General features: G+C 40.6%; 14 protein-coding genes and 2 riboswitches. Of the genes, 4 read left to right on the forward strand and 10 right to left on the reverse strand.

What is annotated here, in order from left to right; genetic code table 11:
* Positions 1-8: 8 nt before the first annotated feature.
* From AC3WOM_RS16570 to AC3WOM_RS16615, 10 genes are read right to left on the reverse strand one after another with little or no spacing between them, the layout of a single operon-like run.
* Positions 9-1,130 (reverse strand): cobalt-precorrin 5A hydrolase, encoded by a 1,122-nt coding sequence (locus AC3WOM_RS16570; protein WP_492447643.1) that lies wholly within the window; start codon positions 1,128-1,130, stop codon positions 9-11.
* Positions 1,123-1,908 (reverse strand): precorrin-4 C(11)-methyltransferase, encoded by a 786-nt coding sequence (gene cobM, locus AC3WOM_RS16575; protein WP_427539145.1) that lies wholly within the window; start codon positions 1,906-1,908, stop codon positions 1,123-1,125. The genes AC3WOM_RS16570 and cobM overlap by 8 nt, the downstream gene beginning before the upstream one ends.
* Positions 1,908-2,615: a precorrin-2 C(20)-methyltransferase gene (cobI, locus tag AC3WOM_RS16580; RefSeq protein WP_492447644.1), complete on the reverse strand. Its 708-nt coding sequence runs from the start codon at positions 2,613-2,615 to the stop codon at positions 1,908-1,910. Before cobI ends, cobM begins: the two co-directional genes overlap by 1 nt.
* A complete protein-coding gene (gene cbiE, locus AC3WOM_RS16585) occupies positions 2,608-3,828 on the reverse strand; it encodes a precorrin-6y C5,15-methyltransferase (decarboxylating) subunit CbiE (RefSeq protein ID WP_492447645.1) in 1,221 nt (406 codons plus the stop codon). The genes cobI and cbiE overlap by 8 nt, the downstream gene beginning before the upstream one ends.
* Positions 3,785-4,918: a cobalt-precorrin-5B (C(1))-methyltransferase gene (locus AC3WOM_RS16590; RefSeq protein ID WP_492447646.1), complete on the reverse strand. Its 1,134-nt coding sequence runs from the start codon at positions 4,916-4,918 to the stop codon at positions 3,785-3,787. Before AC3WOM_RS16590 ends, cbiE begins: the two co-directional genes overlap by 44 nt.
* The gene (locus AC3WOM_RS16595) at positions 4,918-5,577 is read right to left on the reverse strand and encodes a precorrin-8X methylmutase (protein WP_427539157.1); all 660 of its coding nucleotides are present in this window, start codon (positions 5,575-5,577) and stop codon (positions 4,918-4,920) included. The genes AC3WOM_RS16590 and AC3WOM_RS16595 overlap by 1 nt, the downstream gene beginning before the upstream one ends.
* A complete protein-coding gene (cobK, locus tag AC3WOM_RS16600) occupies positions 5,567-6,349 on the reverse strand; it encodes a precorrin-6A reductase (RefSeq protein WP_492447647.1) in 783 nt (260 codons plus the stop codon). Before cobK ends, AC3WOM_RS16595 begins: the two co-directional genes overlap by 11 nt.
* Positions 6,346-7,269: a sirohydrochlorin chelatase gene (locus tag AC3WOM_RS16605; protein ID WP_492447648.1), complete on the reverse strand. Its 924-nt coding sequence runs from the start codon at positions 7,267-7,269 to the stop codon at positions 6,346-6,348. The genes cobK and AC3WOM_RS16605 overlap by 4 nt, the downstream gene beginning before the upstream one ends.
* A gap of 14 nt (positions 7,270-7,283) precedes the next feature.
* Complete coding sequence (cobJ, locus tag AC3WOM_RS16610) at positions 7,284-8,954, reverse strand: precorrin-3B C(17)-methyltransferase (protein WP_492447649.1); 1,671 nt, start codon at positions 8,952-8,954, stop codon at positions 7,284-7,286.
* A gap of 4 nt (positions 8,955-8,958) precedes the next feature.
* The gene (locus AC3WOM_RS16615; RefSeq protein ID WP_492447650.1) at positions 8,959-9,330 is read right to left on the reverse strand and encodes a (2Fe-2S) ferredoxin domain-containing protein; all 372 of its coding nucleotides are present in this window, start codon (positions 9,328-9,330) and stop codon (positions 8,959-8,961) included.
* 141 nt (positions 9,331-9,471) lie between these two features.
* Positions 9,472-9,655: riboswitch (cobalamin riboswitch) on the reverse strand.
* Positions 9,656-9,900: 245 nt separating this feature from the next.
* Positions 9,901-10,085, forward strand: a riboswitch (cobalamin riboswitch).
* A 138-nt stretch (positions 10,086-10,223) separates the two neighbouring features.
* Here AC3WOM_RS16615 and AC3WOM_RS16620 point away from each other — a divergent pair.
* The 4 genes from AC3WOM_RS16620 to AC3WOM_RS16635 are packed head-to-tail and all read left to right on the forward strand — an operon-like array spanning position 10,224 to position 12,856.
* Complete coding sequence (locus AC3WOM_RS16620) at positions 10,224-10,970, forward strand: energy-coupling factor ABC transporter permease (RefSeq protein ID WP_427539168.1); 747 nt, start codon at positions 10,224-10,226, stop codon at positions 10,968-10,970.
* 1 nt (position 10,971) lies between these two features.
* Positions 10,972-11,244, forward strand: a complete 273-nt coding sequence (locus tag AC3WOM_RS16625) for an energy-coupling factor ABC transporter substrate-binding protein (RefSeq protein ID WP_427539171.1) — start codon at positions 10,972-10,974, stop codon at positions 11,242-11,244.
* 2 nt (positions 11,245-11,246) lie between these two features.
* Positions 11,247-12,017, forward strand: coding sequence for a cobalt ECF transporter T component CbiQ (cbiQ, locus tag AC3WOM_RS16630; protein WP_492447651.1), 771 nt, complete (start codon positions 11,247-11,249; stop codon positions 12,015-12,017).
* A complete protein-coding gene (locus tag AC3WOM_RS16635; RefSeq protein ID WP_492447652.1) occupies positions 12,017-12,856 on the forward strand; it encodes an energy-coupling factor ABC transporter ATP-binding protein in 840 nt (279 codons plus the stop codon). Before cbiQ ends, AC3WOM_RS16635 begins: the two co-directional genes overlap by 1 nt.
* Positions 12,857-13,112 lie beyond the last annotated feature (256 nt).

Raw genomic sequence — 13,112 nt, forward strand, 5'->3', positions numbered from 1 at the left:
CTTCCTCCTTAAAATAGTAATCTAGCAACAGAAATTGTAGCATTGCCTGATTTTTTCTTTTCTAAAATAAGCGAATCCACCTTAGCATAACGCATAGCAGCTGGTTCACTGACACCATAAGCTCCTGTATATTTAAAAACTGTTTCTGAGGGTGTTGGGAAATCTATTTCATTTAATTCAGCTGGTGAATAGGTTATAAATTCCCAATCATATTTCTTGGTAATGTCCAAAAAGCATAGCTCATCTTTCTTTAAATCGATTGTGCATAATGCCTTCACACTTTTTTTCGAAAGCTTTAGCTCCGCCAGCGTTTCATCAATGACTTGCTCAATTTCTTCTAGAGATGTCCCGCGATTACAGCCCATACCTAGCACTACCGATTGTGGTCGATAAATCACACCATTTTCAAGCAGTACTTCTTCTTCAGGCTCTATCATACGATCTGTAATTAACAAAGTCGCATGTGGCTTAGCCTTTATTGCTTCCTGTGTGGATGGATAAATTTTAATTTGCTCTGGCATTGGTGTATCACGCATCCACCAATCACGTTCACCCGCTTCCTGAACAATAGCGACATGCTCCTCATTCACAACGGAAGCACTAACAGGTGTCAATTTATCTGCACTATCCCATACCCAGCCAAAACGGGCACCAAATAAATCAACAGGAATCGTTTTTTGTACATCGGAAGCTGTTGTAATTATTGGATTGGCGCCCAGTGCTGCAGCTACTTCATGTGTCAGTTCATTGGCACCACCTAAATGTCCAGATAACACACTAATCACATTTTCACCACGATCATCAATGACAACAACACCTGGGTCCGTTTTTTTATCTTTTAATATTGGGGCAATCATGCGTACAACTGCACCAAGTGAAATGATTAAAATTAAACCTTTATATTGCTTAAAAAGAGTTGGCAATAGCAAGCGCACAGTACCTGTAAACAGTTGAATATGCTTTTCTGCTTCATCACCTTGCTCAAATTTACTCATATAATATAAATCACTTGCCGCGAAAGTATGCTGCAAACGGCGTCCGATTTGAACACCATGCTTTGTGATGGCTACAACAGCATAAGGATTGCGTTGATCAACCTCTGGTAAAATGCCCTCTTGTAATTCAATCACTTGTCTTCACACCTTTTCTAAAACCATGTGTAAAGGTTGCATCATATAATTTTGAACGATATTGATCCTTATCATGAATAGTTGGGTCTAAAGCCCAGCCAGCTAAAATCATCGCATGCTTCCGAATACCGTTTACACGCATCGCTTCATCTAATTCAACTAATGTTGTACGTACAATTTTTTGGTCTGGCCAAGATGCACGTTGAATAACAGCTACTGGCGTATCATCTGCCCAGCCTGCACTTTGGAGCTCTTTGACAATCTTTTTCGTTAATGTTGCACTAAGGAAGAGAGCAATTGTACAATGATGACTTGCTAAATCTCGTAGCTTTTCAAATTCTGGTACAGGTGTACGCCCTTCAGCACGTGTTAAAATAAGTGTTTGTGTTAAATCTGGAATTGTTAATTCTGCACCAATTGCTGCCGCAGAAGCAAAGACAGAGCTCACACCAGGAATCACCTCATAGCCAATGCCTTCCTTCTTTAATAGAGCTACCTGCTCCATAATAGCACCGTACATTGCAGGATCTCCTGTATGCATACGAGCTACTACCTTCCCCGCATTAACACGATCCACCATGACCGCTACCATTTCCTCTAAATGCATACCAGCTGTACGAATTACCTCGGCATCTGGCTTAGCTTTTGCAATTAGCTCCTCATTGACTAATGAATCTGTATACATCACCACGTCTGCTGTTTGTAGCATATGTAAGCCCTTCACTGTAATTAAATCTGGATCACCAGGCCCAGCACCGACAATATAGATTTTCTTCATTATTTACGCACCACCATTAATGTTAAATATTCTAACTCGACACCGTCTAGCTCACGCACATCCCAAATAACTTCCTCGTCAGACGTTACCTTTGTTACAACTGATGCCTTATCAAGTAAATCTAAATCTCGTAGCACCTGTAGCATTAGATCAATAACCTTCGCCACTTTAATAAACACAACTGCATCATGACTTTCAATGGCCTCACGCATTGCATTATAGTCATCATGGGCAGGTATAATAGCAACTTTGTCATCTCCATCCGCTAGTGCAATTCCTAAGCGTGATGCAGAACCATTAAATGAAGAAATACCCGGAACTGTACGAATTTCAACCTCTGGGTGCTTGTCCTGCATCAGCTTCATCATATGAATAAACGTACTATATAATAGAGGATCTCCCTCTGTAACAAATGCGACGTCTTTGCCTTCTTTCAATTTTTCATAAACAAGCTCAACAGATTTTGTCCATTCACGCTCTAATACAGCCTCATCCTTCGTCATTGGAAATACTAGGCCAAGCATATCCTTTTCTTCTGGATTAATATAAACATCCACAATTCGATGTGCATAGCTTTTACTGCCTCTTAACTTTTTTGGATAGGCAATGACTGGTGATTCCTGGATAACACGAAATGCCTTCACTGTAATTAATTCTGGGTCGCCAGGACCTACGCCCAAGCCATATAAAATTCCAAGATTACTCATGATTTTCTTCCTTTCGATATGCAGAAATAATGTAAATAGGATTTAATGGAACAAAGCGTGTCATATCTAATATTGGTTTACTGCGTGCAAGCTGTGCCTGTAAAATGTCTACAGCATAGCCACATGCCTTAAACGCTTCCACTGCCTTATATAAATTTTCGATGGTTGCAGCATTCAGGACAATACGTCCATTTTGCTTTAAGCGTGTGCAGCACAATTGTAAAAGCTCCACCATTTCTCCTCCTGTACCGCCGATAAAAATGGCATCCGGATCAGGAAAGTCTTCAAGTCCTGCTGGCGCTTTACTATGAATAGCTGTAATATCAACACGGAACTTTTGCTGATTTTGCAGGCAATTTTCTAAATCTGGAGCATTTTTCTCCACCGCAAACACTTGACCTTCTGGCGAAAGCTTGCCAGCCTCAATCGCCATTGAACCTGTACAAGTTCCAACATCCCAGATGATACTATCCTTTTGAAGCTGCATTGCCTGCAAGCTTAATACTCTAATTTCCTTTTTTGTAATTAGCCCTTTATCTGGCTTACGCTGTGAGAATTCTTCATCATCAATGCCAAGTACATAACGCTTTGGCTCTGAAATTTGCTGAAGAATAACGACATTTAAAGGAGAAAAATCAACTTCTTCTAATTCATCAAGCGAATACCAGCCGAATCTTTCATTTGTACCTTGTAAATTTTCCGCAACAAATGCTCGGTATTCTGTCATGCCAAAATGCTTTAAATAACTTGCTAGTACATTCGGATTGTTTTCCGCATCTGTTAGAAGTGCAACTTTCTTTTTGCCATCAATACGCTGTGCTAAGCCCTTTATGGAGCGCCCATGAATACTTGTGACATAGGCATCCTGCCAGCTTTCCCCCATCTTTGCAAAGGCAAGCTGTACTGAGCTCATATACGGATAAACCTCAATATCTAGCTTTTTAGTTAAGTAACTGCCGATTCCATAAAATAATGGATCACCAGATGCTAGGATTATCGTATTTCTTGTTTCTTCAGATAATTTAGTAACGAGTGCAGAAAGGCCGCCTTTAATCATTATTTTTTCGCCTTTAAAGGTCGGGAAAAATTCCAGAACACGCTCTCCGCCAATAAGTACCTCACAGTTTTCAATCCACTGTAGATATTGCGGCAACAAGCTTTCTTGTCCGTTATCCCCGATCCCAATCAATTTCATTGATTGATGCAATGTCATCAGCCCTTCCTAATAATTGTCCCTGCATCGAATAAATCGATGTGGAAAGCGTTAAACCGCCTTTAATATGGTGTAGGGAGGAGTAGCAGCAGGCCTCACATAAATGACGAAAAAATGCATCATAGCCCTTTTCTGCCATAATTTCGCCTACCTGTGAAGCAGTATTGGCCTCCTGTACCGCAGCTATTGTTTCCTCGTCTGCCCCAATATCCTTAGCCAATTGTGCTAAAAAATTAAAATCTATCGGAGCACTTTTGGAATGCACCATCATCACACCTTGCGCGACCTTCGAAAATTTCCCCATCATGCCAACAAGAGAAACTTGCTTAATGCCAAGGCGTTTACAGTGCTTTAAGGTAAAACCAACAAAATCGCCCATTTCAATAAATGCTTCCTCTGATAAATCAGGGTACTGCGCCATTCCGTACTTTTCACTGCGTCCCCCTGTTGTGATGACTAAATGTTCACAGCCAGCTGCCTTAGCAACGCTGATTGCTTGCACTATGCTTGCCATATAAGCGGAACTCGAAAAAGGCACGACGGTTCCCCTTGTGCCTAGAATGGAAATACCACCTATAATCCCCAGACGACCATTCAAGGTCTTTTTCGCAATTTCTTCACCTTCTGGGACAGAAATAATAACGTTGACGCCGCGTTTTATTTGAAAATCGTCAAGAACACCCTGTACAGTACTATGAATCATTTTACGAGGTACGGGATTAATAGCTGCTTCTCCAACTGGTACTGGTAAGCCGGGCTTCGTTACGCGCCCGACACCAATTCCTCCATCAAGATGAATGCCGGGTGTATCTGCCCAGCTCACTGTGCCAATAATAAGTGCTTTATGTGTAGCATCTGGATCATCCCCAGCATCCTTAATGGTTTCACAGCTTACCGCATTGTTTTCAAACATACAATTTTCGATTGTAAAGGTTGCATCTCGCCCAATTGGCAAATGAATTGTACTTGTTTCCTGCTCTTCATTTGTAATTAGGGCAAGCAATGCTGCCTTTGCCACTGCAGTTGCACAGGCTCCCGTTGTATAACCGTGACGCATGTCTTTGGGATCCTTTTTTGGCTTCCGCTCCATTATTTTTTCGCCTGTTCATCCGCTAAAAGTGAGATGGCATTCAAAGCGGCAACCGTCACTGTACTACCGCCTTTACGGCCAACATTCGTAATATACGGAATACCTTCTAGTTTTAATAATTCCTCTTTTGACTCAGCTGCAGATACAAAGCCAACTGGCATACCGATAATTAGATCTGGCTTTGCTAAGCCCTCTTTAATTAAACGGATTAACTCTAGCAATGCCGTTGGTGCATTACCAATGGCATAAATACCACCTTCATGTAATTTAGAAGCTTTTTGCATGGAGATAATAGCACGTGTTGTGTTTTGTTTTTTGGCTTCTACTGATACGTCTTCATCTGCGATATAGCAGTGTAGATCCCCACCATGCTTTTGAAAGCGTTTTTTGCCTGAGCCACTTTCAATCATTTGCACATCAGCTATCACATGGCGACCTGCAAGAATTGACTTGATACCTGCCTCAATTGCCTCTGGAGTAATAATAACGCTACGACCAAGCTCAAAATCAGCAGATGCATGAATGATACGACGAACGACCTTCCACTCATCCTCTGAGAAATCATGCTCTCCCATTTCTTCTGCAATAATTGAAAAACTGTAATCGTAAATTTTATCTGGGTCTACTGTTAATGGTTTGAAATCTGTTTTAAAATCCATCTGAATTGCCTCCTAAAGTGTGTTGTACAGCCTGTAGTACTTCCGTAAATGTAGAATACTGCTGGCCATACTTTATATTTGGTCTTGCAATTAATATTGTTTCAATGCCACATGCAAGTGCTGCCTCTAGCTTTTCATCCACTGAGCCAACCTTGCCACTCTCCTTCGTAATCATCAATGTCACATCATATTGACGAAAAAGCGCTTCGTTTAATTCCTTTGAAAAAGGTCCCTGTATAGCGACTATATCTCTTTGCGCCACACCAAGTGCCTCACATTTTTCCATGTTATCGAGTCTAGGTAGCATACGTGCAATCACTCTTGTATTCTCTAAGCCTTGTAAAACCTTAGTAAATGTCGCAAGCGTTTTACTGCCTGTCGTTAGCATAATGACACCACGTTTTTCTGCCGCTAAGTGAGCAGCCTCCTCATAATCTTTTACTATTGTAATAAGGGGATGAGAATAATGTTCATGTGCTCGTTCATAGCGAATATATGGTATATTTGCTTGCTCCGCTGCTGCCATGGCATTTTTGGAAGCTTCCTCAGCAAATGGGTGAGAGGCATCTACAACTAAACGATACCCTTGTTCTGTCAAAATTGTCGTCATTTCCTCAGCTGTTAATCGTCCAACTAAATGAGGTAGACCCACCTCAGCAAGGCTAGAGGCTGCTGATTCAGTAACGACTGTTGCCGTTACATCATATCCTGCTGACTGTATTTCAAGAGCTAAGTTTCTGGCATCACTCGTCCCTGCTAACATGAAAATCATTTCACAGACTCCTCTTCATGGTGGTGGTCATGTTCGTGATGATGATCATGATGGTCGTGATCATGATGGTCGTGATCATGATCGTGGTCATGATGGTGATGATGATGCGCATGACCATGTACCGCCGCATAAGCTCGATAATTTTCTAAATCCTGCATACCTGTTGATGTCCCATTTACAGCCTGCTCAATACGCTCTAGTAGCACATTTTGCAAACGTTCATGATACCCAAAATAGTCAGCAATTTGAATATCACAATCTGGATATTTGTCGTTAAATTGTTTACACATACCATTCATGCGCTCCATCAGGATGCCCGTGAATAAAAAGTATGGAAGCATAATGATTTTTTTAGCACCTAGCTTAACACAGCGCTCAATTCCCTCTTCGACACGAGGGTCCGTTACTCCCATAAAGGCACTTTCAACATATTTGACAGGCAATTTTTCCCATAACAGACGTGTGATTTTATAAAAATCACCATTTGCAGCTGGATCACTGCCGCCTCGTGCAATTAATAAAATAGCTGTATCCTGTTGTTCCTCTGTAGCATTGAAGCCGATTTCAGCTAAACGATCCTCTAAAATAGCAAATATCTCTTCATGGACACCTATCGTTTGACCATATGTGAATGTAATATGTGGATAATGCTCACGCGCATGTTCGATTTCTGCTGGAATATGTAGCTTTGAATGCCCAGCATGAAGAAGAATAATTGGAATCACATGTACCTCTGTTGCACCCTTCTTCACACAGTTTGTTATACCCTCTTCAATGTTTGGAGAAGCAAACTCCAAGAAACACGTTTCTACTAAGAAGCTATCATCAATACGAGGTGTCATTTGCTCGATAAATGTACGCACCTCATCATTTCCTGCTGCTAAACGGCTCCCATGGCCGACAAATAAAATTGCTTTCATCTCATAACTCCTCACTAGTCACCGCATGGAGCGGGCTCTACTTTTATTTTTGAAGACATATCCTGATACGTGAAGTGCAGAATCTTTTTCACACGCTTAAAATACTTAAACAGACGTTCATTTGGATGGGCATTTGCTTTATACTCCTCAATGATGTCCGTAATGAGCGGAATAAGTTGTTCAGGCTCTAGGCCCTCTACAACTGGCTGTGCAGCATGTGCTGTACGACCTACTGGCTTTGCCCCAATAAATACATCGAACTTGCTTTTACGATAAACAATACCAATATCATCAAATACTGCTCGATAGCACGCCATACCGCAGCCATTAAAGCCAATATTCAAGGTTTTTGGTAAAGACATTCCACCAAGCTTCTCCTGAATCTCCTCCGCATATGGAATTGAATCAACCTTTTCTCCATAACAGAAGTCACAAGCCTTTAATGATAGTACATCTCCAATCGGCGCCAGTAAAAAACCAACCTCACTTAGCTTTGCTGTAATTTCTTCTGGCTCCGTTGTTGGAATTTTTAAATGGATTTGATGGTCAGGTGTGTATTCCATCGTTCCATCCTCTCCAACAACCTCTGCTAGCGTCATCATCTGTTGCGGAGTGAAAAATTTATTGGCTACTCCTGGGCTTACAGCTAATTCAAAGATAGATTCGATTTTTTGTTGCACAAGCTTTGGTATTATCTTTACCTCACTTGTTCCCTTGACCATAGCTAACGCTGCTGTCGCCATCTCAAGTGAAATTTTTTTTTGCTTAGGATTAGGTGTAATGGCTAAACTGGGCTCAATACGATTGGCGTTGGGATCTGCTGCAAAGTCATTGCGTGCCTCTCCAGTTTCTTGATTCATTGCCCATGGTTCATTTTCTCCCCTTAAACGTTGGTGTGGACGTAATGGCTGCTTTTCCTCACCGAGTGTGTATTTACGCTGATAGCCGCGTGGCGTAATCATTTTATTATCATAGAAAAACGTTGATGAATTTCCGATAATAACTGTTGTCAGCATTCCAATATCATGCTCTAGCATTTCTGCTAAAGTTGTCATTGTAACCTCCTGACGATCACGATAAGCGCTTTTGACAAGTCCCACTGGTGTATCAGGTGAACGATATTCTAATAAAATGCGTTGGGCCTCCACAATTTGCCTTGTACGTCGACCACTTTTTGGGTTATACAGAGCAATCACAAAATCCGCCATTGCTGCTGCCTCCACACGCTTCGCAATTAAATTCCAAGGTGTTAGGTGATCACTTAAACTGATCGTACAAGCGTCATGCATAATTGGCGCACCTAGTAAACTTGCACATGAATTGATAGCAGAAATACCTGGAACAATTTCTACCTCTACACCAGTTGCTTCCGTCCAACCAAGCTCGATTAATACCTCATACACTAATCCTGCCATGCCATAAACACCAGAATCACCGCTGGAAATAACAGATACGATATTCCCTGCCTCTGCTTGGCGTACCGCTTCCTGTGCACGAGATACTTCCTCCGTCATACCTGTACTAACAATGGATTTTGCATTAACTAAGTCTTGAATCAGCTCTACATATGTTTTATAGCCTATGATCATATCACTCTGTTGCAATGCCTCCACTGCCCGATGCGTAATATGATTAAAATCACCAGGCCCAAAGCCAACTACGAAAATCTTCCCTTGTTGCGCCATTTTGTTACCCCTCTTTCACCTTTTCGATGCCTTTAATGGCTGTTGTTTGTGCTGTCCGCTGCAATGTACCCTCCCGAAGTGTAAAAACATGTTCATGATGCAGTGACTCATGATATAAATCCTGCACAAGTGCCCTCGCATGCTCAGTTGTTGGCACACGGTACCAATTTCCTTGCGGATAAGCAATGACAACACAGGCATCCTTACATCTGCCGTTACAGCGTGTCCGTGTTGTATGTATTTTTTTATCAAGTGCCTGCAACTGTATTTCATCACGAATTGCTTGTGTAATTTCCTCCGCTTCTTTTTTCATACAGCTGCTGCCATTGCAAATAAAAAGATGGGTTTGCATCCCTTCTAAATTCCAAGTAGTCATCGTTGTTCTCCCCCTCAATACTTTTAGGAACAAAGAAAAACCTTTACTCTAATCGAAGAGTAAAGGTTTAGTAGAAGCCAAATAAAGTCGAATAAATTACAGGTACTCGCCTTTGCTTCAACTTCTCCCTCCGAAAAGTTTGCATGCATTATTACATAAGCAGGTTTCCTGACTTAAGCTTCCATTTACTTTCGCGCCTTCCCAAGTTTGCACTAGTGGCATTTGCGATTTCATCAGCTATTACAGTAGCGGGGGCTGTATCGGATTTTCACCAATTTCCCTATTATCTTGAAAATATTCAAGCACTTATGTATGTTTATATATCAAATTTGTATGTTTTACATGAATTGAAAACTGTCTCTATCATATCTTATAATTTTAAAATTTCAATATTTCTCACTAAAATCATGACAATTTTATTAAAATTTCATCAAAAATTTCATAGAATAAAGAAAAATTCTCTTTTATTTTATCAGAATTTTCTACATTGCACCTCAATTAAAAAAATTTTTTTCTTAAAAAAGATAGCCTCATGATGGAAAATCATGTTACACTTTGTCGTGAAATCTCACAACTTCATCTTTTTTCGGTGCGAAGTGCTTATCATTTTGCTTAAAAGGGAAGCCGGTTCAAGTCCGGCGCGGTCCCGCCACTGTACTAGGGAGTTTTATAGAGAATGCCACTGTCCAACGGATGGGAAGGCCTATAAAACGAGGAACTAAAGCCAGGAGACCTGCCGAAAAGAATGTGAACGTTTCAACCTACGAGGATAGGTGTGCGGCTTAGTAGAATCGAATTCTATTTGTTTTTTAGCTATGCACTTTTCCAATATGGAGAAGTGTTTTTTTATTTTCGCACGCTTTTTCAAAAACTATAAGTGAGGAGGAGAAATTTTGAAATTCTCAGGCTGGAAACTTAGTTATTTCTTATTGGCATTTTTATTTGTGCCAAATCGTGCATTTGCCATGCATATAATGGAGGGCTTTTTGCCAATTGAATGGGCCATTTTTTGGTGGGTTGTATCCATTCCATTTATTATTTTAGGATTACGTTCAATTCGCAAAACCATTGATGCAAACCCTGAAACAAAAATGATATTAGGGCTATCAGGCGCTTTTGCTTTTGTGCTATCAGCATTAAAGATACCGTCTGTAACAGGAAGCTGCTCGCATCCAACAGGTGTTGGGCTTGGTACAGTTCTGTTTGGACCATTAGCAATGAGCGTAATTGGAACAATTGTATTACTATTCCAAGCTTTACTTTTAGCACATGGAGGACTTACAACTTTAGGAGCAAACGCCTTTTCCATGGCAGTTGTTGGTCCAATTATTGCTTATTATGTATTTAAAGGCTCACAAAAAATGGGTCTATCATTTTCTTTAGCTGTGTTTTTAGCTGCTATGCTTGGTGACTTAGGTACATATATTGTCACTTCAGTACAACTAGCTCTTGCTTTCCCTTCTGAGGTTGGTGGCTTTATGGCGTCATTCTCAAAATTCGCGGGTATTTTTGCATTAACACAAATCCCTCTAGCTGTTAGTGAAGGAATTTTAACAGTAGTCGTGATGAATTTCTTGAAAAAATACAATGTAAGCGAATTAAAAGCTTTACGTGTTTTCTCAACAAAGGAGGCACATTAGGATGAAAAAAAACTTATTACTGCTTGCAATTGTTGTATTATTAGCCATTGTCCCATTATTCATACAAAAAGGTGCTGAATTCGAAGGAGCAGATGGTGAGGCGGAGGCGGCAATTGGTGAAATAAATGCTGAATACGAACCATGGTTTGAAAGCTTATGGGAACCACCAAGTGGAGAAATTGAAAGCTTATTATTCGCACTACAAGCTGCTATAGGTGCTGGATTTATCGGATACTTTATCGGCTTAATGCGCGGCAAACATAAAGAAGGTTAAGTATGTTGCTCATTGATAAGTATGCATATATGAATAAGCTAGCGTCTGTTCATCCGCTAGAAAAAATGATGTTTTCTTTTGGACTATTATTATTGTCGCTTATCATGAGAGATGAACGAATTTCACTCATTACATTTATTGTAATGAGTGCTTTTATCATTATAAGCGCAAAAATTCCTGTTAAATATTATTTTAAACTATTATTGTTACCCGGATTTTTTTTACTATCTAGCTTATTATCTATTTTAATATCTATAGCCCCGGCGACGAGCATGCTACCTGCACATATCTGGTCATTTTCTATTAATAATTGGACAATTTTTGTAGGCAACGCAAGCATAGTGACAGCACAGCAACTTTTTTTCATCGTTCTTGGAAGTGTCAGTTGTTTATATTTTTTAATCCTAACAACATCTGTACAGTCTATTTGTCATGTGTTGAGACAATGTAGAATTCCTGCTTTGTTTGTTGAGCTGGTAGAATTAACATATCGATTTATTTTTATTTTTTTAGACAGTATGCAAAAAATTCACCTTGCTCAGCAGGCTCGACTTGGTTATCACTCACCTGCCCAGTGGCTACGCTCTGTATCTATGCTTATCGCCGCTTTATTTGCTGAAATGTTCCAACGAAGCCGTGAGCTTAATAATGCCATGCAAGCACGTGGTGGCGAAGCGGTCTATTGGCAGGAGAATGCAACCTATAGCATGAAAAACTGGCTGGGTATTGCCGCTATCTTACTATTCCTCATCGTGTATGGAGGTTTTTTCTAATGACAACAGACTTATACTTTGAACTAAATCAGCTTTCTTACGCCTATGCAGATGGAACGCACGCCCTAACAAATATTAGCCTCCAAATTCCGAAGGGCAAAAAAATCGCCCTACTAGGTCATAACGGAGCAGGAAAATCGACTTTATTTCAGCATCTCAATGGCATTCTCAAGCCAACTTCTGGAAATATAGCCTTTTGTGGCAAGGCTCTTAATTATAGTAGAAAAGCATTAAAAGAATTACGTCAACAGGTTGGCATAGTTTTTCAGGATGCAGACAATCAGTTGTTTTCTGGTACAGTGAAGCAGGATATTGCATTTGGACCTTTGAACCTCTGCTGGACCACTGAAAAAATTGAAGAGAAAATTGCTTGGGCAGTAGCACAAACTGAGGTGGAAGCACTACTCGATAAACCAATACATTTTTTAAGTGTAGGTCAAAAAAAGCGGGTAGCTATGGCAGGCGTACTAGCGATGGAGCCAACTGTTTTATTATTAGACGAGCCTACCGCAGGACTCGATAATTATTATGCTGCACAAGTTTTACAGTATTTAGCTAAATTAGAAAATGGGAATCGTACCATTTTAATGGCGACCCATGACATCCCATTGGCCTATGAATGGGCAGATCAAATAATTGTTATGGAGGGTGGAAAAATCATCTATAACGGGGACCCTGTTGAGATGTTTTATCAAGAGGAGTTACTTCAACGAGCCCATCTGGAACGTCCCTGGGTCTTTGAAATGGCGCTTGCTTTACAGCGAAAAAAATTATTGAATGAAAACATTAAGCTGCCTCGTTCAAAAGATGATTTACAGAAACTGATTGAGCAGATTTGAGTATTTGTATCTGAGCTGTTTTTGAGAGAATCGGAGCTTTTTGCTTTCGAACCTGAGCGTTTCTTGGGGGAAACCGAGCTTTTTGTTTTTGAACCCGAGCGTTTCTTGAGGAGACCCGAGCTCTTTGCTTTCATACCCGAGCGTTTCTTGGGGAAACCGAGCTTTTTGTTTTCTGACCTGAGCGTTTCTTGGGGAAACCGAGCTTTTTGTTTTCTAACCTGAGCGTTTCTTGGGGGAAACCGAGCTTTTTGCTTTC

Source organism: Lysinibacillus sp. FW301-JW8, from assembly GCF_058788755.1.

Excerpts from the sequence above, each read along its gene's own strand:
- AC3WOM_RS16635 (WP_492447652.1), top strand. The coding sequence starts at position 12,017 with ATGACAACAGACTTATACTTTGAACTAAATCAGCTTTCTTACGCCTAT.
- cobI (WP_492447644.1), bottom strand. The coding sequence starts at position 2,615 with ATGAGTAATCTTGGAATTTTATATGGCTTGGGCGTAGGTCCTGGCGAC.
- AC3WOM_RS16595 (WP_427539157.1), bottom strand. The coding sequence starts at position 5,577 with ATGGATTTTAAAACAGATTTCAAACCATTAACAGTAGACCCAGATAAA.
- AC3WOM_RS16615 (WP_492447650.1), bottom strand. The coding sequence starts at position 9,330 with ATGACTACTTGGAATTTAGAAGGGATGCAAACCCATCTTTTTATTTGC.
- cbiE (WP_492447645.1), bottom strand. The coding sequence starts at position 3,828 with ATGACATTGCATCAATCAATGAAATTGATTGGGATCGGGGATAACGGA.
- cobM (WP_427539145.1), bottom strand. The coding sequence starts at position 1,908 with ATGAAGAAAATCTATATTGTCGGTGCTGGGCCTGGTGATCCAGATTTA.
- cbiQ (WP_492447651.1), top strand. The coding sequence starts at position 11,247 with ATGTTGCTCATTGATAAGTATGCATATATGAATAAGCTAGCGTCTGTT.
- cobJ (WP_492447649.1), bottom strand. The coding sequence starts at position 8,954 with ATGGCGCAACAAGGGAAGATTTTCGTAGTTGGCTTTGGGCCTGGTGAT.
- AC3WOM_RS16605 (WP_492447648.1), bottom strand. The coding sequence starts at position 7,269 with ATGAAAGCAATTTTATTTGTCGGCCATGGGAGCCGTTTAGCAGCAGGA.
- cobK (WP_492447647.1), bottom strand. The coding sequence starts at position 6,349 with ATGATTTTCATGTTAGCAGGGACGAGTGATGCCAGAAACTTAGCTCTT.
- AC3WOM_RS16590 (WP_492447646.1), bottom strand. The coding sequence starts at position 4,918 with ATGGAGCGGAAGCCAAAAAAGGATCCCAAAGACATGCGTCACGGTTAT.
- AC3WOM_RS16625 (WP_427539171.1), top strand. The coding sequence starts at position 10,972 with ATGAAAAAAAACTTATTACTGCTTGCAATTGTTGTATTATTAGCCATT.